This is a genomic window from Paenibacillus sp. FSL R5-0341, assembly GCF_037975235.1.
Lineage (GTDB): Bacteria > Bacillota > Bacilli > Paenibacillales > Paenibacillaceae > Paenibacillus > Paenibacillus amylolyticus_A.
Map to the genome: position 1 here is coordinate 4,249,179 of NZ_CP150241.1, position 22,111 is coordinate 4,271,289.

17 protein-coding genes are annotated in these 22,111 nt (G+C 46.1%); 1 reads left to right on the forward strand and 16 read right to left on the reverse strand.

The features are described 5' to 3' along the window. Nucleotides 1–26 precede the first annotated feature (26 nt). The gene (locus MKX75_RS19120) at nt 27–1,637 is read right to left on the reverse strand and encodes a family 10 glycosylhydrolase (RefSeq protein ID WP_339166415.1); all 1,611 of its coding nucleotides are present in this window, start codon (nt 1,635–1,637) and stop codon (nt 27–29) included. 208 nt (nt 1,638–1,845) lie between these two features. Beyond that, entirely contained in the window at nt 1,846–2,274 is a 429-nt protein-coding gene (gene mntR, locus MKX75_RS19125) for a transcriptional regulator MntR (RefSeq protein WP_062835284.1), read from the reverse strand. Nucleotides 2,275–2,466: 192 nt separating this feature from the next. Between mntR and splB the strand changes: the two genes are divergently transcribed. Beyond that, nucleotides 2,467–3,537, forward strand: a complete 1,071-nt coding sequence (splB, locus tag MKX75_RS19130) for a spore photoproduct lyase (RefSeq protein WP_339166417.1) — start codon at nt 2,467–2,469, stop codon at nt 3,535–3,537. A 148-nt stretch (nt 3,538–3,685) separates the two neighbouring features. Here splB and MKX75_RS19135 read toward each other — a convergent pair whose 3' ends face one another. The 14 genes from MKX75_RS19135 to MKX75_RS19200 form a co-directional block, all read right to left on the reverse strand. Beyond that, nucleotides 3,686–4,399 (reverse strand): cytochrome c biogenesis protein CcdA, encoded by a 714-nt coding sequence (locus MKX75_RS19135; RefSeq protein ID WP_253438843.1) that lies wholly within the window; start codon nt 4,397–4,399, stop codon nt 3,686–3,688. 49 nt (nt 4,400–4,448) lie between these two features. Beyond that, nucleotides 4,449–5,252: a metal ABC transporter permease gene (locus MKX75_RS19140; protein WP_062835287.1), complete on the reverse strand. Its 804-nt coding sequence runs from the start codon at nt 5,250–5,252 to the stop codon at nt 4,449–4,451. 52 nt (nt 5,253–5,304) lie between these two features. Beyond that, on the reverse strand, nt 5,305–6,081 hold the full coding sequence (locus MKX75_RS19145) for a metal ABC transporter ATP-binding protein (RefSeq protein ID WP_235599442.1): 777 nt from the start codon (nt 6,079–6,081) through the stop codon (nt 5,305–5,307). Nucleotides 6,082–6,162: 81 nt separating this feature from the next. Beyond that, nucleotides 6,163–7,152: a zinc ABC transporter substrate-binding protein gene (locus tag MKX75_RS19150; protein ID WP_339170521.1), complete on the reverse strand. Its 990-nt coding sequence runs from the start codon at nt 7,150–7,152 to the stop codon at nt 6,163–6,165. Between the two features lie 344 nt (nt 7,153–7,496). Beyond that, nucleotides 7,497–9,557 carry a methionine--tRNA ligase gene (gene metG, locus MKX75_RS19155; protein ID WP_339166420.1) on the reverse strand — a complete coding sequence of 687 codons (2,061 nt, stop codon included), beginning with the start codon at nt 9,555–9,557 and terminating at the stop codon, nt 7,497–7,499. Between the two features lie 418 nt (nt 9,558–9,975). Continuing rightward, entirely contained in the window at nt 9,976–10,227 is a 252-nt protein-coding gene (gene yidD, locus MKX75_RS19160) for a membrane protein insertion efficiency factor YidD (protein ID WP_062835289.1), read from the reverse strand. A gap of 2 nt (nt 10,228–10,229) precedes the next feature. Next, the gene (locus MKX75_RS19165; RefSeq protein ID WP_062835290.1) at nt 10,230–10,694 is read right to left on the reverse strand and encodes a Fur family transcriptional regulator; all 465 of its coding nucleotides are present in this window, start codon (nt 10,692–10,694) and stop codon (nt 10,230–10,232) included. Between the two features lie 338 nt (nt 10,695–11,032). After that, nucleotides 11,033–13,285: a stalk domain-containing protein gene (locus MKX75_RS19170; protein WP_339166422.1), complete on the reverse strand. Its 2,253-nt coding sequence runs from the start codon at nt 13,283–13,285 to the stop codon at nt 11,033–11,035. A 276-nt stretch (nt 13,286–13,561) separates the two neighbouring features. After that, complete coding sequence (nagZ, locus tag MKX75_RS19175; RefSeq protein ID WP_339166424.1) at nt 13,562–15,181, reverse strand: beta-N-acetylhexosaminidase; 1,620 nt, start codon at nt 15,179–15,181, stop codon at nt 13,562–13,564. Nucleotides 15,182–15,208: 27 nt separating this feature from the next. After that, the gene (locus tag MKX75_RS19180; protein ID WP_339166425.1) at nt 15,209–16,840 is read right to left on the reverse strand and encodes a response regulator; all 1,632 of its coding nucleotides are present in this window, start codon (nt 16,838–16,840) and stop codon (nt 15,209–15,211) included. Beyond that, nucleotides 16,837–18,672 (reverse strand): sensor histidine kinase, encoded by a 1,836-nt coding sequence (locus MKX75_RS19185; RefSeq protein ID WP_339166427.1) that lies wholly within the window; start codon nt 18,670–18,672, stop codon nt 16,837–16,839. The genes MKX75_RS19180 and MKX75_RS19185 overlap by 4 nt, the downstream gene beginning before the upstream one ends. Nucleotides 18,673–18,704: 32 nt before the next feature. Then, nucleotides 18,705–19,535: a carbohydrate ABC transporter permease gene (locus MKX75_RS19190; RefSeq protein WP_062835295.1), complete on the reverse strand. Its 831-nt coding sequence runs from the start codon at nt 19,533–19,535 to the stop codon at nt 18,705–18,707. Beyond that, nucleotides 19,535–20,419 carry a sugar ABC transporter permease gene (locus MKX75_RS19195; RefSeq protein ID WP_339166429.1) on the reverse strand — a complete coding sequence of 295 codons (885 nt, stop codon included), beginning with the start codon at nt 20,417–20,419 and terminating at the stop codon, nt 19,535–19,537. The genes MKX75_RS19190 and MKX75_RS19195 overlap by 1 nt, the downstream gene beginning before the upstream one ends. Nucleotides 20,420–20,470: 51 nt before the next feature. Continuing rightward, on the reverse strand, nt 20,471–21,838 hold the full coding sequence (locus MKX75_RS19200) for an extracellular solute-binding protein (protein ID WP_076333272.1): 1,368 nt from the start codon (nt 21,836–21,838) through the stop codon (nt 20,471–20,473). Nucleotides 21,839–22,111: the final 273 nt, after the last annotated feature.

The window sequence follows — 22,111 nt, forward strand, 5'->3', positions numbered from 1 at the left end:
TCTTATAACTGTATGGTTAAAATGTTCTAAAGACCATAGTAAGCTTTCAATTTGGCAATCAGTCCGAGAGGATTCTTCGTCAGGTACTGTGAACTAAAGTAAATATCCCCTTTAACTGAAGCATACTTCTTGTTGTAGTTCAGCTGATCGATGATCTCCTGTGATGTCTGCCAGCCAATTTCCGGCGTACCTAACTTATAAGGAGAGTGGCCAATATACAATTTCACATTCGTGTTAGCCACTTCATTCGCCCACCAATCCACGACTTTGTCGTATCGGGCTACGCTTAGTGTCATACTCCAATACACCTGCGGAGCGACATAGTCAATCCACTCTTGGTTAATCCATGTCCGCACATCGGCATTCATGCTGTCATATGCGGTTACTCCTGCTTTGGTATCAGAGCCGGTCAGATCAACAGATTTGTTACGCCATACACCAAATGGACTAATTCCATATTCAACGTTAGCTTTCGCTCTGTGAATGCTCTGCCCGAGCTGCTTGACGAATTGATTAATATTGTCACGACGCCATTCAGCACGGTCTTTGGTATTTAATGTGTTATAGGTTTTGAAGGCCGCATCATCATTAAAGGTCACATTGGATGGATAGAAATAATCATCCAGATGTACACCATCAATATCATACTGATTGACCACTTCCATGATCGTATCGATAATATGCTGTCTGGCTTCCGGGATACCCGGGTTAATGTACATTTTGCCGGATGCATTCACAATCCAGTCGGGATGAAGCTTGGAGATGTGGTTTGCAGCCAAGTTCGATGTACTCGCTGAGTTCGTTGCTCTAAACGGATTAAACCAAGCGTGGAATTCCAGACCACGTTTGTGTGCCTCCTCAACCATGAACGCTAGAGGATCATAGCCGGGATCTTTACCCTGTGTTCCTGTCAATACGCTGTTCCAAGGTACCAGACCTGAAGGATAGATGGCATCCCCGTTCGCTCTCACTTGGACAAATACGGCGTTAATTCCCATACCTTGCAGTGTATCGAGCTGTTTCGTGTATTCCTGCTTTTGCTTCTCTATATTTCCCTTAGCGCTGGATGAAGGCCAGTCTCCATTCACCGTGGAGATCCAGGCTCCCCGCATCTCTTCAGAAGCTGGTACAGTACCCGTGCCTCCAGGCTCTGCTGGGGTTGCGGGAGTTGGTTCAGGAGTTGGCACTGATTCATCTCCTGTGTACAGATCAATGGTCTGGGCGGCCTGATTCCAGTTCACTCGAATGCCAAGGTTCTCACTCACGAATCGAATGGGTACCATGACCCGACCTTGCTTTAATTCTACCGATGCATCCAGACCTACTACAGCGTTATCCACGGTTGCCTGTTGGCGTCCACTCGTCATTGAGATAACTGAATCGGATTTCTGGATAGTCACGGTACGTGTAGCCTGAGACCACAGAACCGATGCACCCAGTCCTTCGCTAATCACACGCAGAGGTACCATCGTTACATTTACTTTGGGCAAGATGTATGGAGATACATCCGATTCCAAACGGTTGCCGTCTAGAAAAATAGCGATTTCCTTCTGCCCGGCTGCTTGTGCCGTCATGCCTGCTGTCTGTAATCCAAGTACAAAAATAAGCAGCAGCATCAATCCTTTACGAAACTTCATTAGTGCAGTCCTCCAAAATCATTATAAATTTGCGGTAAATTCTACTAGTTTAATAGACGCTCCTAACGTTTGTTTAGTTGCGATAATCACCAAATTATGGTGTGATTGCACACAAAAAAATGCTTCCTGCCATTGAAACGGCAAGAAGCATCCTTTGATCTCAGGATACGATTCATTGTATATCACCATGTTTAAACCAATGCTGACTTTAAGACTCCGTATTACTCATGACGTCCTGAAGATTTTTGAGGTCACGCAACCGACTCTCGTCCTGACGGAAGTATTCAACCAAAGACTCAATACATGTAATGGAGTCCCAACTCAGGTGATGTTCAATGCCTTCAACATCATTGTATATGTTCTCTTCCTGAACCCCAATCGTCGTCAAAAACTGTTCAAGCAGATGATGGCGTTCCATCAAACGTTTGCCCATCTTTTTGCCTTTTGGCGTAAGCACCAGTCCACGGTACTTCTCATAGATAAGGTACTCGTCTTTGTCCAGCTTTTGGATCATCTTCGTCACCGATGAAGGATGTACTTCCAGTCCTTCAGCTATATCAGACACACGAGCATAGCCCTTTTCATCAATTAATTTGTATATACGCTCCAAATAATCTTCCATACTGGGCGTTGGCATCTGCTTCCCTCTCTTCTCTCTGACCGGCCCCTATTCGTGCCTGGTCCCTATCTTATAATGATACATGTTATCAATACGCATTGGCAAGTCCTGCACAATTCGGAGCGTACTGTTACGCAAGTAATTGGCAGGCGTGACTTCTCCCCAAACGAGGCAAACTAAGCAAAGTTTCGCATCGAAAGGAGTGATTTCGTGAGTACAAGTGTAGCCTCACCGCCAGTTCGTAAAGCAAAAGGTACTAAACCCTTTATTCCCGATTTGGTGTACTTTGAACCCGGTGCGCTGGAATATGATAAAGGTAAACGAATTATGGAATGGGTCACATCCAAAAACATACCTTATCAGATGACCACATCCCATAACCGGATCACGAACCTGCCGGGTGAAACCGAACAAGAGAAGTATCGGATGGCGAAGCGTACTTTGGTCGTTGGTGTGCGCAAAACCCTCAAGTTCGACCAGTCGAAACCTTCAGCGGAATATGCCATTCCCATATCTACAGGCTGTATGGGGCACTGTCATTATTGTTATCTTCAAACCACACTTGGCGCTAAACCTTATGTCCGTGTGTACGTCAATACGGAAGAGATCATTCAGGCTGCGAAAGGATACATCGAAGAACGTGCGCCTGAACTCACACGATTTGAAGCCGCCTGTACGTCCGATCCCGTAGGACTTGAGCATATCACGGAGAATTTAAGTGACTTGATCCGTTTTATGGCGGAGGAAGAATATGGACGCTTGCGCTTCGTAACCAAGTATCATCATGTTGATCCATTGTTAAACATTAAGCATAATGGCCACACTCGTATCCGCTTTAGCGTCAATTCCGATTATGTCATCAAAAACTTTGAACCGGCTACTTCCAGATTTGAAGAGCGTATTGAAGCTGCTGGCAAAATTGCACATGCTGGTTATCCTCTGGGATTCATTATCGCTCCCATTATGTGGTATGAAGGCTGGGAAGAAGGATACTCGGAGCTTTTGCAGAAGCTCGCAGATACGCTGCCAGAGGAAGCAACCAAGGATCTTACGTTTGAGATGATTCAGCACCGTTTTACCAAAACGGCTAAAGCGACTATTGAGAAGCGATATCCCAAAACCAAGCTGGAGATGGATATCGAGAAACGTAAGATGAAATGGGGACGCTGGGGTCAGTACAAATATGTGTATAAAGATGACCAGCAAGATGCGCTGCGAGAGTTCATTACGGAACGTATCTTTGAACATTTCCCACTAGCCAATATTGATTACTTCACCTAAACGAAAAAAAGGCTCGTCCAAATCCATATGCTGCGATATGCATTCCTAACAAACGATTAAAAAGCAGGTTACATGACCCAGAGTGACTCTGGTTAACATGTAGCCTGCTTTAACATACATAATGAAAATTCAAATTCAGTTCATACGTTTAAATAATCATCCAGTCTGGTGTAATCTGCTGCAACCAGATGGTAATCTTCGTCATCTGATCTGTAAAAAGCAATATACCAAGGAACAGCATTAATGCTCCCCCGATTTTCATCATGACATTGGAATACCGTAAGATCCAACGTGTCGAACCGATGAAAAACGCCAAAATGAAGAACGGTATCGCAAACCCTGCCGTATAGCCTGTAATCAGCGCCAGCCAGGTTGTGGGCTCACTCGCAGCCATCGCAATGATCGCTGTTAGAATGGGACCAATACAGGGCGACCAGCCTGCCGAGAAACCGATACCAAATATAAATGAGCCCAGATATCCAGCAGGTTTCCATTTCATATCCAGCTTGCGTTCCTTCATCAGAAATTGAGGTTTGAATACACCAAGCAAAAACAATCCCATAAGCATAATCAGAATTGCAGACAATTGCCTGATCAGCTCACGGTTATCATTGAAAAACTGACCAAACAATCCTGCACCCAGGCCAAGCGAATAAAATACAGCCGAGAAGCCCAAAATAAACGCCAGCGTGTGCGTCATCGTCTTAAAACGGACTTCTCTCTGATTGCGGTCATCCTTCAACTGTTGCACCGTCATACCTGTAATGTAGGAGAGGTATGATGGATACAGCGGAAGACAACATGGTGATATAAATGAGACCAAACCTGCTACAAAAGCCATCCATACATTAACATCAGGCATGAAGCGGATGTCTCCCTTCCCCGGGCTCACGTGCTTGCTCGTTCAGTCGTCAGGCTCGGAACCCTTTTTTTCCAATCATCGTCAGAATCAGCATCATGATCAGCAATAATACGATTGTAGCTCCAGGTGCGAGGTTCCAGATACCAGCCACGACCAGTCCAAGGACTACGGCAATTTCGCCGATCACCACGGACAGAATAATAGCAGATTTGAAACTTCGGGCCATCAACAGGCTCACCGCTACCGGAATGGTCAATAGCGCTGACACCAGAAGCGCACCGACAATCTTGATCGCCGTGCTAATGACGAGTGCTGTCATCACCGTGATTAACATGTTCAGAATTCTCACAGGCAACCCTGTAACCGCTGCCGCATCTTCCTCAAAGCTAAGCAGGAAAAATTCCTTATGTAACAACGCCACAACGATGACCACGATCAGCGTAACCACACCTACCAGCTTCAGATCCGTAGCGTCTAATGTATATATACTGCCGAACAAGTAACTCATGACATCTGCATTATATCCTTTGCCCAGCGTGAAGAACAATGAAGCCAACGCCACGCCTCCGGACATGATAATGGCAATCGATAATTCAGCGTAAGTCTTGTACGCTTTGCGCAGCTTCTCAATCGCAAATGATGCAAGTACGGCAAATATCAAACCTACGGCAATGGGATACACTTCAATCAGGAATCCAAGTGCAACGCCGGCAATGGTCACATGAGACAAGGTGTCTCCAATCATGGATAAACGCCGTAATACCAGAAACAGTCCGATTAGCGGAGCGGTGATGCCAATTAGTAATCCACCCGCTAGGGCACGCTGAAAAAAATCACTCATTAATATTTCCAAAACAAACACGACTCCTTCGGCCTTACTCTAATCTAATGGGCCATAAACACGGCTAGCGTACCTGTGCAGTGGTATGTTGCAGGTTGGTTTCAGCACAATCTTGCACCTCATGCGAATGACGTACATGGAAATTAATTTTGCCATTCGTTACCGCAGCCTCAGAACCCAGATAACTCTCCATCCGATCCATATCATGAGACACCATCAGAAAAGTCATGCGGTGATGTTCATGCATATGCGTAATCAGTTCAAAGAAACTAGCCTGTGATTCAGCATCAATACCTACGGTTGGTTCATCCAGAATCAACAGATCCGGGTGATTAATAAGCGCTCGCGCCAAAAATACACGCTGCTGCTGCCCGCCGGACAACTGACCAATACGTTTGTTCGCCAGATCCTCGATCCGCATGACTTGCAGAGCATCCGTACACTGCTGCTGACATTTGCGAGACATACGACGGAACATGTTTTTGTTATTGTACAAGCCGGACATGACCACTTCACGAACGGTCGCAGGGAACAACGGGTTAAATGCATTCTTTTGAGGCACATACCCAATTCTGTCCCAGTCTTTGAACCTGCGGATCGACTGTCCGAATAGTTTAATATCTCCCTGCGCAGGAGGCAATAATCCTACCAACATGCGCAGCAATGTCGTTTTACCTGCCCCGTTGGATCCGATAATCCCGACAAAGTCCCGTTCCTGGGCCATAAAATCGAGATTATCAATCACCCGCTGGTCCCCATAGGAAAATGATAGTTTCTCGATCTCTATAATTGGATCATGACATAGTGGCATGATTTGCTGCATGGCAAAGCCGCCCTTCATTATATATAAGAATCCCATAGCGTCCTAAGAGCCTTCACCGCGAACGGTAAAGACTCTTAGTTCTGAATCCTTCATTCTATCTTATTTTAATGCGATCAGCAGATTTTGCAAATTTTTCTCCATCAGGGTGAAATAATCATCCCCGTTTGTTGCCTGCTCTTTGGTCAATCCCTCAACCGGATTAAGGACCATCGTTTCAACGCCTGCCTCGCTTGCCAGTGTTTTCGCCAATTTGTCAGATACCAGCTCTTCGAAGAAAATGTACTTAATGCCTTCATCTTTAACGAGTTTCGCAAGCTTCACGATATCCTGTCCTGTCGGTTCAGCATCCGGGGAAAGTCCCATAATGGCATGCTGGCTTAATCCATAATCACGTGCAAGATAGCCGAACGCTTGGTGCGAAACAACAATTTCCTTGTTCGGTACTGTAGCCAGTTCATCCGTAAAACGCTGATCCAGCGTCTCAAGCTTCGTACGGAGCTCTTCGTAACGTTGTTCGTAACCTGCTTTGTGATCAGGATCTACCTCAACGAGACTATTTTTGATGTTTTCAGCCATGATCATGGCCGATTTCGGACTAACCCACGTATGTGGATCCGTATGATGGTCAGCGACATCTTCACTGGTAGCCTCATCTGCGTGTTCATCTGCATGCTCGTCTTCATGCTCTTCGCCGTGACCATGCCCATCATCACCCTCAGCGGTTAACAGCTTAACACCTTCGCTGACGGCAACCGACTTCACCTGTGTATCACTGTTCAGCGACTTCAGGAAATTCGGTACCCATCCTTCCAGTCCAGCTCCATTATAGAAGAACAGCTGTGCCTTGGACGTATTAACAATATCCTGACTCTTCGGAGTCCAGTCATGTGGCTCTACTCCCGTTGGCAGCAGGTTAATGACATTGGCATCTTCGCCACCGATTGCAGTCGTAAAAGCATATACAGGATAAAATGTCGTCACAACATTTACTTTGCCTTCAACCATCTTGGCACTATTGGAACTATCCTGCCCACACGCAGACAATACCAGCAAACTGAGAATCAGCAAACCCGTCCACAGCAACTTCATGTTGCCTCTTTTGCTCGTCTTGCCTGTCAGGTTAGCCTGAACTTGATGTTGCTCTTTATAAAATGTCATTATCATTCACTCCGCATCTCTTAATCGTAAACATTACTGAAAGAATTATAGGTAACCTGAACCTACTTGTCAAGCTATCTTGTCCTATTCATTCTTTCCTGAAGTACGGAGTTCATAACAGTATATGCTTGTTCTCTTCCCGCCAGATGTGAATTCTTCCAACAAAAAAAGGGGCCCGAATTACATCGGGCCACCTTGTGTCATAATTATGACAGTATTTGAATCAATTTCTTAACTCATAGTAAAAATATTATGAAATTGATTCATTTATATTCTTATTTCACTTGTGCGCCATTAGGCATGCTGTCTGGTACAGTAGCCAGTGTAAGCTGGTCGCCATGCGATGCTGCAAGTATCATACCCTGAGACAGTTCACCACGAAGTTTCACTGGTTTAAGGTTAGTCACACAGATAACTTTGCGTCCAACCATCTCTTCTGGGGAATAGAACTTCGCGATTCCCGATACGACCTGGCGCTGCTCATAACCCAGATCGAGCTGCAATTTCAGCAATTTATCCGCTTTTTTGACAGGTTCGCAGGCAATGACTTGTGCGACACGCAGTTCAACTTTGGCAAAATCGTCAATCCCGATCTCTTCGGTACCCTCAGGTGCGGTTACCGGTTCAACAGCTGCCGAAGCTCCAGCATCTGCTTGACTTGTTTCAGGCTGTGCCGCTTTTTGGCCGCCAGTCATTGCTTCGGAGATATAAGCAATTTCCTGTTCGGAATCCAGACGCGGGAAGATTGGATCACCTTTTTGCAAGGCATTCCCAGCGGGAACCAGACCCCATTGCTTGGCTGAATCCCAAGCTGTAAGTTCGCCTTCCTGAATGCCGAGCTGTGCCCAAATTTTGTGAGGAGCACGTGTCAGGAACGGTTGCAGCAAGATGGAAGAAATCCGCAAGCTTTCGATCAGGTGAGACATAACGGATGCCAATTCGTCGCGTTTCGCTTCATCACGAGCCAGCGCCCACGGTTGCGTCTCATCAATATATTTATTCGTGCGGCTGACAAACTGGCTGATCGCCGTCAGTGCTACGGAAAACTGCAGGTTTTCCATCGCCTGCTCCACTTTTTCTACCGTGGCATGACCTGCTTCCTCGAGTGAAGCATCAAATTCAGTACCATTCGAAGCAAACGCCGGGGCTTTGCCTTCAAAATATTTGTCTACCATCGCAACGGTACGGTTCAGCAGGTTACCCAGATCGTTCGCGAGGTCGGAGTTAACACGTTCTACGAAGCTCTCTGGTGTAAATGTACCATCGGAACCAAACGGCACTTCACGCAGCAGGTAATAACGCAATGCATCGAGACCGTAGCGGTCAATCAGAGTCACCGGATCAACCACATTGCCTTTGGATTTGGACATTTTTCCATCCTTCATCAACAACCAGCCATGTGCAAAGACTTTCTTCGGCAAAGGTAGATCCAACGCCATTAACATAATTGGCCAGTAAATCGTATGGAAACGAACAATTTCTTTACCTACCAGATGAACGTCTGCAGGCCAGAATTTGTTGTACAGGGATGAATCGGATGAACCGTAGCCCAAAGCTGTAATATAGTTGGACAACGCATCAATCCACACGTAGACCACGTGTTTTGGATCGCCTTTAACTTTGACGCCCCATTCAAATGTAGTCCGCGATACAGCCAAGTCCTCAAGACCTGGCTTGATGAAGTTGTTGATCATCTCGTTCTTACGGGATTCCGGCTGAATAAAGCCCGGGTTCTCTTCATAATATTTCAACAAACGATCTGCATATTTGCTCATACGGAAGAAGTAAGATTCTTCTTTGACCAATTCAACCGGGTGTCCGCTATCCGGGCTCTTGGCCGAGATAATCTCACCCTTCTCATTCTTCTCTACATCCACCAGTTGAGTCTCTGTGTAATACGTCTCATCCGGAATGCTGTACCAGCCTTCGTACTCACCTTTGTAGATATCTCCTTGTTTCAGCAAACGATCAAAGATATCCTGAACAATGGTTTTGTGACGCTCTTCGGTTGTACGGATAAAGTCGTCATTGGAAATATCCAACTTGTTCCACAGTTCCTTGATCCCCACAACGATATCGTCGATAAAAGCTTGCGGTGTCTGTCCTTTCTCTTGTGCCTTGCGCTCAATCTTCTGGCCATGTTCGTCGGTTCCTGTCAGATAATGAGCATCATAACCGCGTAGACGCTTGTATCGAACCATCGCATCTCCCGCCACCGTTGTATACGCATGCCCAATATGCAATTTGTCACTCGGATAATAAATCGGGGTTGTCAGATAAAATGTTTTTTGGTCAGCCATGAATGACTTCTCCTCCTTCAAATGTTCCTGCTTCATGTGATCCCTTCGTCCAAAACAACTAAAAAAGAACACAAAAAACTCCCGCCCCTATGGGACGAGAGTTGCTCTCACGTGTTACCACCCAAATTCCCCATGTTTTTCGCAAAACACAGGCTCTGTCGGTCCTTCGACCGCCCATTAACGCTGGATCACGCCTCAGCCTTACGACAGCAGCTCTGAAATCACTGTCTGCACGCTCGAAAGAGGTTCCTCCGGGACCATATTCCATCCTCCTCCCAGACCGGTTCTCAGCTCATCCGGCTCTCTGCACTAGGGGTGTGTCTGTACTTATCCCTTCACTGGAAAATCATATAGGAAAAATATACTGAAATGCGGGCCCCTTTGTCAAGTGGACAGCATCCTCAAGTTCAATCCTGGCCTGCTTCCAGGCCACCCGAATACTTCAGGCTCATCGTTACTCTGATACCAGAGTAGACTTCTCCGTCTTCGGTGGCACTAGATCTACACCGCCTGGATGAAACGGGTGACATTTGGCAATGCGTTTCGCTGTTAGCAACGAGCCTTTGAGCGCACCGTGCACTTCAATCGCCTCCATGGCATAAGCCGAACAGCTTGGATAGAACCGGCATGTTGGCGGCGTCAATGGAGAGATATAGTTGCGGTAGACCCGAATGGGTGCCTGAGCTATTCTACGCGATAACTTCATGGTCAGTGCTTCCCGTGAGCGTGTTGATGTCCAGACGCCGTTTTGGCCGGCGCATGCTCAGCACAGTCCTTGCAATATCCAAATACCTCGAACTTGTGATCCACAACCTGAAATTGCTCAGGCGCATCCGCAAGCTGCATCGGGCAAAAAACAATAGGATATGTCTTCTGACATTTCAGACAGATCATATGATGGTGATGATGATCTTCACTACAGTGTGCTCTGAATTTAACGCCATCTTCAAAGATGACCTGTTCCAGTACACCCAGTTCCTGCATCACACGCAAATTCCGATATACCGTGTCAAAACTCAGTCCGCTATAAGTCTTACCCATATATTCATAGACGTCCTTGGGTGTAAGATACCCGGGCGACTCGGCAAATAACCGGGCCAAAGTTTTCCGCTGATCGGTAATGCGGAGCCCCTGTGAGGACATGGTCGAAATAATCTGTTCTGTCGACAGCATGATCTAAAGCACCTCCTGTCATACGAGCATTTTGCATCATTCATAGAGCGACAGTTTATTCGGCAAAAGCAAAAACTTTTGCTTTCTTGTATACCTCTAATAATGCATCAAATTACGATTAGAGTCAACGAAGCTACCGCGTTCTCCCATTTCAACAAGATATAAAAAGAACTCCACACATGCCGTGTCATTATGTTTAGCCTAAAGCTAATGACATGGCATGGACACGGAGTCCTTTCTTGACGGTTCAGATGATTAATCGTTCGGGCGACTTTTGGGGTGAACGGGTATATATGATATAAGCTTTCACTCCAAACCGTCCGTGCATGTTCATGATATTACTTTTCAGCCGGAAGCGGCGTGAACAGCAGGTTGACAGGGAGGTTACTTCCTGGTGCCGCCGAGAAGAGAATGGTTACACTCTCGCCGTACGAACCTGTGCGATACATCACGCTTTGCTCATTAGGTGCAGTTACAGATTTACCTGTGGAAATCTGAACGACCTGTCCGTTCACGAGAGCCACACCTGAGTATCTGCCTCCACGAGGGTTGAATGAGATCAACGTGCGTGGAGCCACATTATTTAATGTGATTTTGTACAATACACCGAAGTTACCTGCGTTGGATGCTTCCGTGTACGCCATAGGATCCGTTCCTACAAGGTTTGGATCACTTGCATTATCTCCAAGTGGAAGACGTGCAGGCTTCGAACCTACTTCTTGATCGTACGTAATAATCCGTGTTGCATTTGGATACGTTCCACGGTTGTGAACCCCATCACGATCCAGAACCGGCAGGCTCGACAACACTTCCATCGGGTCCTTGTTTTCTTCGATCATGATAATGTTGTAATCCAGTTCGTAGTCACTGAATACATCTGAATACAAGGAGATGACTTGTCCCTGTTTCATTCGAAGTACACTCAGATCATTGAGAATCAGCTTGCTTTCTCCTGGCTGGATGTACACTTTCTTTTGACCCGTCCCATTCTGCATGGATTGGAACCAACGGTCAATCGACAACTTTCCAGCTACCGTTGCAAAAGGTGACGGTCCTGCAAAGCCCATGTTTTGCTGTTCAATGGACGCCGTGTAAGCATTGTTGTTTGTCGCTACAACGTACATTTTCACGTTTTTGCCCGTATTGTTCACATGGTGAATCATGAAGCGTGTCTGTCCGAAGGAAGATTCCTTGTACACGATGCCTTCCGTATTCACAGTTTCCGGGCTGTTACTGCGGATCAGCAGACTTGGTTCGTCATAATACGTGAAAAGAACTTTCTCCAATGCCGGTACTCCGCCACCGTCGAAGGTAAATTTCTCACCCACAGGTGTGAACAATTGGTTGAAGTCGGACAAACTGTATAGCGTTTCGCCCGTAATATTGATCATCTTGGTATAGCTATCGCTAGCACCATGTTTATCGGTAACTGTAATCGTTACGGTCTTCGGTCCTGGAACAAAGAATGCAAGGGCATTGTTATCCCATTCTGTTTTTACAATCGCATTTTCATCATCTGTGCTTTGATCAATATAGGTGATTTTCTCACCCATTTTGTATTCTTCCTTATCTGTCGTAAACATCGCAACTGGTGGCAGATTCGGTCTTTCAACCTTAATCGTAACCGAGTATGGATCACTCCATTGACCACTCGAATCCTGGACCGCATAGGTTACCGTATATATACCTGGTTGGTCGAATGAATCCTGACGGCCAGTCCAACGCTCATCAACAATGCTGAGTCCTTTTGGTGAACTGGATCTGGTTGTGTAGGTTACCTGCTCCCCAGCAAAAACTTCTTTTTGTACCGAGAAGCTGGCTACTGGTTTGGTACTCAGATTCAATACAACCGTTTTCGCAGGCTGGTTTACTTTATAAGTGATGTTCAGGGCCTGCGTAATCGACGTCAGCGGCACCATGAACGTATTCTTTTGTTGATAAGCCGCGCCCTTCATCGTTCTGGACACACCATTAACGGTATAGATCTTGCTGTTTGTTTTGAAACGCAGCTCATCTTCACCACTAATAATGATCGTTTCTTTGGTCGTGTTATCGTATTTAACATCATAGCCGACCCGATCTACCAAAGCACGGATGGCTACATAGGATACACCGTTTTTAACAGCCATTGGCTGTCCGGCAAGATATGTTTTTCCATCTTGCATCATTTTATTGCTGTTCATATATAGCGTGAGGTCTCCACCCCCGCCTCCAGCGACAGATGAACTCCCTGTAGACGGTTGCTCCACTTCAACTGGTGCAGGTGCTGGTGTTTCCTCAGCTGTACCTTCTTCGTCCGTCGGTTCCGTTACCGGATCAACCGGAGTACCGTCTGTTCCTGTAGGAACATTGGTTTCGGGGTCCACTTCTTCAGTTGTTTCATTATTTGATGTTGGAGTGTCTGTTCCGGATTTCACTTCGGATTCCGCGATGGTTTGTTCTTTCTTCACAACCTCCACGGATTTAACTTTGGCTGTATTCACTGGTGTAGTATCGCTCTGATCAGCTGATTGTGCATTCGCAGGAATCACTGCAAACGCCTGAAAAACAGCAAAAGCGGTAAGTATGGACAATTTTTTCTTGAAATTCATTCTTTGTCTTTGGCTCCTTCTGCTCCCATTTTATAAATATCCCCCTCAAAAAGTCATATTATTAGACGCTTGGGACCGGGAAAAGTTGCTAAAAAATTAAGAGGAGAATTGTAAACTTTTAATAGAAGGAAAATACTATGAAAATAGTTATCTATCAATAATCTGTATTAGCATTAGATCCCAAATAAACCCAATCAAACTTTTCAACAAAAAATTCTCTCCAGAAGATGGCCAAGTAGCACCATATCCTAGAGAGAATTGAATGATTCAATATGTCTAACGTAAACGAACAGGCAAACTTCCTGTAGGCTCCAACTCACCGGTTAACACGAGAGATAGTGCCCGGACAACTGTAGGCGTATTTTCATAGGTACACACATAACTTCCCGGGAGTGAAATCTCCAGTAGATCATATGGATTACGGAGAGCAATTACAATCAGAGATTGATTTTCACTCAGCTTTTCAACCAGATACCGTTGCCCTTTCGGAAGGTGACCTGAGGATGTGTAAGTACATACAATGACCTGCTCAGCCTCCGACACATCCTTTAATATCCGGTCTGCTTCATCATAAGATGGCTGAGTCGTTATTTTACGCTCCCGAACTCTGCCTCGCAGCTGCGATAGCGCCACGCCAAGGGAATCAGTATGGGACCATGGTTCATCCACCTCTGTCCGTTGCACAACTTCAGGCCAGATGACATACACGTCCTTCTCTGGGTTCAACGGCAGCAGCCCTTCATTATGAACTACGGTAATACTGTTTGAAGCAATGTTGAACAATGTAGATTCAATGGACTCCGTGGAATCAACGGGTTCAATATTTACTGCTTCGGCAGTTTCATTCGTTTCCGGCGAAACAAGACCCGTTTTCCGGTACCCGCAGCGCGTTGCCTTCCATGTAATAATACGTTCCAGTGCCTTGTTAATGATATCTTCCGAAATTCGCCCTGTTCGGACTGCTTCAATGATTGCTTCCACAGCAGCAACCTGATCTTGCAGGGTATGACTCACCAGAATCAGATCTGCTCCTGCCTCCACAGCACGAATGGCAGCTTCAGCTACCCCATACGGTTTGGATATCGCATGCATTTCAAGACAGTCTGTAATAATAATGCCCTCAAAGCCCATTTCTTCACGTAACAGACAGGTTAACACTTTACGCGATAATGTTGCCGGAATAGGCTCCGGTTCAATCGCTGGAAAAATAACATGAGCTGTCATAATGGCATCGACTCCGGCCTCGATAGCCCGGCGGAACGGTAGTAATTCGATCTGTTCCAACCTGTTTCGATCATGAGGTACAATGACCATACCTAGATGAGAATCTACCGCAGTATCCCCATGTCCAGGAAAATGTTTGGCTGTTGCAGCTATGCCTTGTGATTGATATCCCGTTATGGCCGCGGCTCCATGAGCGGCTACACGCTCGGCATTTTCGCCATATGACCGTACACCAATCACCGGGTTTAGCGCATTGTTATTCACGTCCACCAAGGGCGCAAGGTTCATATCAATACCGATGCTTTTCAACTCACGACCCAGAATTCGGGCACATTCAAGGGTATAATCCGGATTGCCTGTCGCACCAAGCGCCATGTTACCCGGAACTTGAGTTACTCCCTCTTTGTCGATCCTTGCGACCATACCACCTTCCTGATCCACCGAGATCATGAGTGGTAAATCTCCCGCCTCACCAGCAATACCTTGCAGTTCTTCGGACAGTCGCGTCAATTGATCTACACTTTGCACATTACGCCGGAAATAAATGACACCCCCAACGTGGTGGTCACGGATTAAGCGAGTAATCTGCTCATCTGCATGCTGTCCGTGAAAACCACACATCAACAGTTGCCCTACCTTTTGCTCCAATGTCAAATTATTCAATGCTTTCATGCAACTTCCCTCCGTTTCTCTTGAAGACTAGGAACCCAGCCGTTGGCTCTGCCTGTACTCCGATGGTTTCATATGAAAGTGTTTATGAAACACTTTGGAGAAATAACGACGCTCCTTGAATCCTGTTGCTTCTCCAATCGCTGTAATGCTCCATTCGGTTGTACTTAATAACAATGCGGCATTCTCCATACGTCTCTGAGTCATATATTCCACAAAGGTAATCCCCATATGGGTTTTGAATAGCTGACAAAAGTAACCCGGGCTGATTCCAAGCCAATCTGAGACTTCATCTATACCCAAGTCCTGTTGCAGTCTGGCATCCATATACTCACATGCAGATCGGATCAGTTCCGCTATCGAAGGACGCGGTTGAGTTTGTTTACCTTGACAGGCATGAATAATGACCTCTGCAAGTTCAATCAGTTCTCTCATGGATACAGCCTCTTGCAGCGCATTCCAGAAATTCACTTCGTCCTGTTTAGCCATGACATTTACTTCGCGCAGTTCCCGAAGCATGTGTACAAGCATATAGCGAAAGTGGGTTTCATCTATCTTGTCTATGGATTGCTCGGCATTCCCCATTCGCTGTTTAAGCGCATTCATTACATCCTGTAGTCCTTGCTTATTCCATTGCCGAATGCACCGTGTGATAAGCTCCAGATCGTCTCTTGTTATCCAAGTGCCGACCTTTTTTGAAACCTCATGATCATACGATAATGAAGATACCGCACATTCCGGCTTCAATACCTTGTATTCACGCTCCGAATGTGTCATTAGAACCCTCTGACAATGCTGGTACCGTTCAAGGATTTGCTGTTCCAGTTTTACGGGTATATGATCCTGAACTACCCTTGCTTTTACGCTTGAATCCAAGGACAACATCGCATTCAATTCAAATAATATTTGATGTGCCAACGCCTCTGACTGAAGTTTCCACTCGCCCGATGCGTCCAGCAAGAGGCACCACTCTCCTTTGCGGGTAGAAAGAACCTGGCAGCCATTAGAGATTCTGCCCGTAACTTCCCTCAGCATGGAACTTATCGTCTCATGCCATCTAACATGCTGGACCTCAGACCAGCCGATGGAATGGCGGAAATAACCGACTACATCCACCAGCAGCAATGTATAGCCAATAGTAGGAGGCATGAATGGAGGCACAGAGACAGGATCAGAAATCTTCAACGGAGCTTCTCCTCGCAACAGGTCAATCAACTGTTTGTGTCTGATCCAACTTGCCATCTCCAAGCTGCGATAGCGTTCTGACTCATTTTCCAGACGTCTCTTCTGGATCTGCCTGGCCAGTTCACGCAATTTATGTTCCAGATCCAGATAATCAATTGGCTTGCATATGTATTCATGTACGTTATATTGGATAGCAGTTCGAGCGTACTCAAACTGTTGGTATCCCGTCAGTAAAATTATTTCACACGTTTCACCCTGCTCTCGCAGCAGTCGAATAAGTTCCAAGCCATCCATGGACGGCATCCGAATATCGCATAAGATAATGTCTGGATGACTTTCTGTCACTTTACCCAGCGCTTCTAAGCCACTTCTCGCTGTACCCGTTATTTCAATCCCCATCTCTTCCCAGGGCAAAATATAACTTAAATTCTCCAAAATCGGCAGCTCATCGTCAACCAGCAACGCAGTCAGATTCATCCGGCTTCCTCCTGCTCATATAATGGAATAATGCATTGAATAACTGTGCCATAACCTGGTGCTGAACATATAAATATGCCATATCCAGCTCCGTATTGAATACGAATTCGATCTGCCACACTTCGTAATCCTAATCCCCGGCGTTCCGTTATGGACGATAATGATTCCGCCCCTTGCGCAAGCATATCTTCTGGCGGATCTGCTGCCATATACTCAAATCGTGCAAGCATTTCCTGGGGAATACCGATCCCATTATCCTCAACACTTAACACCAGATGATCCCGTTCTGCATATGCGCTTATCCGCAGCACACCTGGATATGTGATCCCCTCAAACCCATGTTGTATGCTATTTTCCACCAGTGGCTGAAGTGTAAGCTTAAGCACAATTGAGGTATATAGATGCGGTGGAATATCAATCTCATACGTAAATAAATCACTGAACCGGTACTGTTGAATCTCCAGATAACTCTGCAAATGCCTCACTTCCTCACCCAGTGGAATTTCCTCCTGATCCTGAATGCTGATACGAAGCATATTGCCAAGCCTGGTCACCATCTCGCTTACTTTGCGCCCCTCACCACGCAGCGCTAATCCATTAATGGATTCTAAGGTGTTGAACAGAAAATGGGGTTTGATCTGGGCTTGCAGTACACGTAATTCCGCTTGAGCCTTCTGCTCTTGCTCTGCCCGAACACGACGGAATAATCCGCCAATACGATCCATTAGTTCATTGAAACCTTGAGCAAGCAGCTGCATCTCGTCAAAGCCTTTTCCTTCCACCCTCGCATTAAAATCACCATCATCCACGCGGCGCATAAACCTGACAAGTACAGCAATGTTACCCGTAATACGATTCATGAAAAAAAGATTGAAGATCATGGCTGCGAGCAGGCATGACAGAATAATAATGACAGACCAACCTGCGAAGGCATTCGTTTCGGCAGATAAGGCTTCCCATGAAGTAACACTGACAAGACTCCAGTTATAGTTCTTCAGATGATATTGTGAGAGGATGCTCTCCGTGCCGTCAAAGACCGTTCTGACACTGCTAAAACCTGGGCCATAACCGCCTGATTTCGAACCCAGATTTTCCATATTCGCACCATTGTAACGTCCCGAGGGATCGTAAACGATCAGTCCTTCCTCATTCACTAACAGGAAAGACGTGTCCTGTGCGGGATCACTGATTTGCAGATGGCGGAAGATCCGGTCAATCTCCCCCTTTTTGATCTGAACAACGAGTACACCGATATTTTGAAAATAACTGAGTTCCTTGACCAGCCTGATCTGGGTGAAGACGGGTTCTACACCGGTTAATTCAGGATATTCCAGAGGGGCGAGCCATTTTGGGACGCCATTGAGTTGCAGAATTTCATTGAATAAGGGATGCACTTTGAATTGCTGGAAAGGAAGGGCTTGAAAGTTTTCTTTGGTGAAAATGGAGACAATCTGGTTATTCTCGGACGAACGCAAATCATATAAAAAAGCGTAACTGATGAACGGATAATTATATAGAAGGGAACGGAAATTGCGCTGGCTGGCATTCAGGGATAACTGATTACCGGTTCCCAGATCCTGCTTGGTCGGATCTTTGGCGTTCAATGCCATTTGAAAAACCGAGGTGGCTATCCCGTTGTCGGTCACATTGTTAATCTGCTGAAATACATTCTCGATATTGTAGCTAATGGCCTGAAGCGCATATTCGGCCTGTTGATTGTATTTTTTCTCAATCGTATGTGATGTGACCAGAAACATGCCAATGCCCAGTGCACACATCGGTACAATGATCAGCAGCATAAATGCCAAGGCCAGCTTCATTCGCAAGTTCATATCCCGTTCTCCCTATTCACTGGTTCATGGTATTAACCTTTGACACCACCTGCAGTAACTCCTTCAATAATTTTCTCCTGCAGTATGGCGTAGATCACAAGTACGGGTACAACGCTGTACACAATGCCTGCCGACATCTGAGCATAGTTCATCTGATATTGATCCCGAAACTGGACCATACCCACAGGCAGTGTACGCAATTTATCGGTGGATAAGAAATAGTTGGCGAGTAAAAATTCGTTCCAGTTGCCGAGGAAATTGACGATAAAAACCGTAACGATGGCTGGAACCGTAAGAGGTATTACTATTTTAGCAAAGATACCCGGGGCCCTCAAGCCATCCATAACAGCGGCTTCCTCAATTTCTCCAGGCAGAGAGCGCATAAAAGCAGCCAGTATGATAATTGTAAAGGGGATCGCATTTGCCACATAGGGCACGATCAATGCCAGATGCGTATCCAATATGCCCATTTTTCGAACAAGCAGATAGATTGGCAGCATAAGTGCATTATTGGGAATAAGCATGCCCGCCAGAATCAGACTGTACAGAAACAGACTCCATCTCGGGTGTCTCATTCGGGTTACGGCAAAAGCAAACATGGCACCAAGCGCAATCGTGCACGCCGACGACAGAACCGAAATGTAGAGGCTGTTCCAGAAATACGTGCCAATCTTCGCATTCACCCAGGCCTCCACGTAATTGTTAAACTCCCATGTTGTGGGTAGACCGAATGGATTCAGGGCGATTTCATTGTTATCCTGCTTGAAGGAAGAGAAGATTACAAATAAAAAGGGAAACAAAATCGCGATTAAATACAACATTAACAACACATGAGGTATACTGCTTTTTAAGCTTTTCGCCATTAATATTCCACCCTCTCTCCCCGCCTCGCCACCAGCAGTTGATACACCGCAGTGAGCACAAGCGTCAGAGCAAAGATCAGCACTGCAATGGTATTACCATAGCCATATTTGAAGTTGGTAATTGCATATTTGATCATGTATGTCGCCAAAACCTCGGTAGACCCAGCGGGCCCACCTTTGGTCATGACAATTACGATGTCGGCTGCTTTCATTGCACCCGCAATGGACAACATGATAACTACGGAAATGATCGGCCGAATCAGCGGCAACGTAATTCGCATTGCACGTTGTACCGCCGTTGCCCCATCAATTGCAGCCGCTTCATCCAAATCACGGGGAATCGCCAGAATAGCCGCCAGCACCATGACAATGTAAAATCCGGTCCACTGCCATGCGTTGGTCACCAAAATGGACAACATGGCGAATCGGTTATCCGATAACCAGTAGATTGGATCAATGCCCAGCACATGAAGCATTTTGTTTAATAGCCCGATATTGGGTTCATAGATAAATCCCCATAAGATACCGATAACAGCTGTCGACATGATGGATGGTAAAAAAACAGCTGTTTTATACAGACCTTTCAGCCTTTTCACATTGGCAATCAGAAGCGAAAACAGGACGATCAGGGGTACCTGAATGAGTACTGAAAATCCAATAAAAAAGCCGTTATTCCGTGTGGATATCCAAAACCGTTCATCGGTCAGTGCCTTCACATAATTGGATAAGCCCACAAAACGTGGCTCAGCCGATACCCCATTCCAACTCGTCAGACTGTAATACAGGGAGCTGCCAATAGGATATAGAAAGAACATCACAAACAGAATCAATGCCGGCATTATAAACAGCGTATAGATTAACGGGCTACGGAGTGAAGTATTCATGGTCAGCCTCCTTCAGTCACTTCAACGATCGCAGTTTCAACTTGGATTGGTCTACTCCACTGAAGCGTTTGCTTCTTCTTGTACCTTTTGCAGCTCTTCTGCCATTTTCTCTGGGGTGGTCTGCCCACCAATCAACTTCTGGATTTGCAGATTGCTGATCTCTGTCGTCACATCAGCCTGAACGAGTGCATCAAATGCCGGGAACGACGTCTTGGACGCATTAAGCACAGCCACAATTTCTTTCATCAGATCATCGGTAATACTGTCGGTCAGCACTTTCTCGTCCAGCTTCATCGCAGGCAACACACCGTCTTCCACAAGACCACGGACCTGCATATCTTCATTGTAGAAATTTTTGATAAAAGCTTTCACTGCTTCCAGCTTCTGCGGGTCATCCGCCACTGCTGCCGAGAATCCGTATCCATTGTTCACATCCCGCATCAAAGACGTCTGATCGCCTGCGCCGTTCTCTACCGGAGGCATATTGAAAAATCCAACCTTGCCAATGAGCGATTCACCGCTCTGACCTTCTTTGAATACAGATGATTTCCATGTTCCGTCATACATCAACACCGCTTCTCCGCTCGTAAATTGAGTGGTGTATTCGGCATACTCGAAGCCCAGCTCGCCTTTTTTGAAGTAACCCTTATCGACCCATTCCTTATGCTTGGCAAAACCTTGCACAACACCGGGGTCGGTCCACTTCGCTTCACCTGTTGCAAACTTTGCAGTAATCTCCGGCCCGGCATATCGGGACCACAGGTGGTTGGTTAACATGAGCGGAACCCAGCCTGCTTTGGATGCGGAAGCAAGCGGCACTTTGCCATCGGCCTTGATCTCGGCCAGTATGTTGTCCAGTTCAGCCATGGTGGTTGGAGCTTTCCATCCTTTTTGTTCAAAGTACTCTTTATTATAGAAAAAACCTTCGCCCGAACCGCCAATCGGCAGTCCATATACTTTGCCTTCATACGTAAACGGCTCAAGCGACGTAAACTGGTCCTGAATGCCAAGCTCTTGCAAAATTGGAGTCAGATCAAGCAGCATGCCTTCCTTGGCATAGACTTTGGAATCCGGGCTGCCGAACAGTTCGAAGATATCCGGGGGATTGCCTGCCGCCATCTCTCCGCGAAGCTTCTCCTTGCGATTCACATCCGATTCGACGCCATCCAGTGTAAAGGTCAGATTGGGTATCTCACCCTCAACTTTGTCCACAACATCCTGCAGAATGGCCAGTCTTTTCTGTTTGTCGGCTCCCACCTGTGTGTGGCGCAGAAGCATCTCAATCGGTTCCTTACTTTTCTCCTCCGTAGGTGTATTACCCGCACCTTGCTGTGGCTCGTTACTTGAGCTTGCACATCCCGCCAAAGTCCATGAAGTGATAAGCAATAATGAAAGCAGCAATGTCATTCCTTTTTTCATCTGGTTGACCCTCCTCAAGATATTGAGCATTTGGCTTTACACTCTGATTATAAAAAGCCGGAGCTTACATCGTAAGGATGACAATTCATCAATGGAGGGATAAAATCCTTCACTGGACAAATAATCTTGCATTTACAATGGATAACAGCAAAAAAAAAAACAGCCCCTGCGAAGTATGTTCGCAAGGACTGCTTGGTTGGTATATACGTTGAACTCAAGAATATTTACACTTGCCACTCCGATGACAGAACAACCTTCCGATCGCTGTTATCC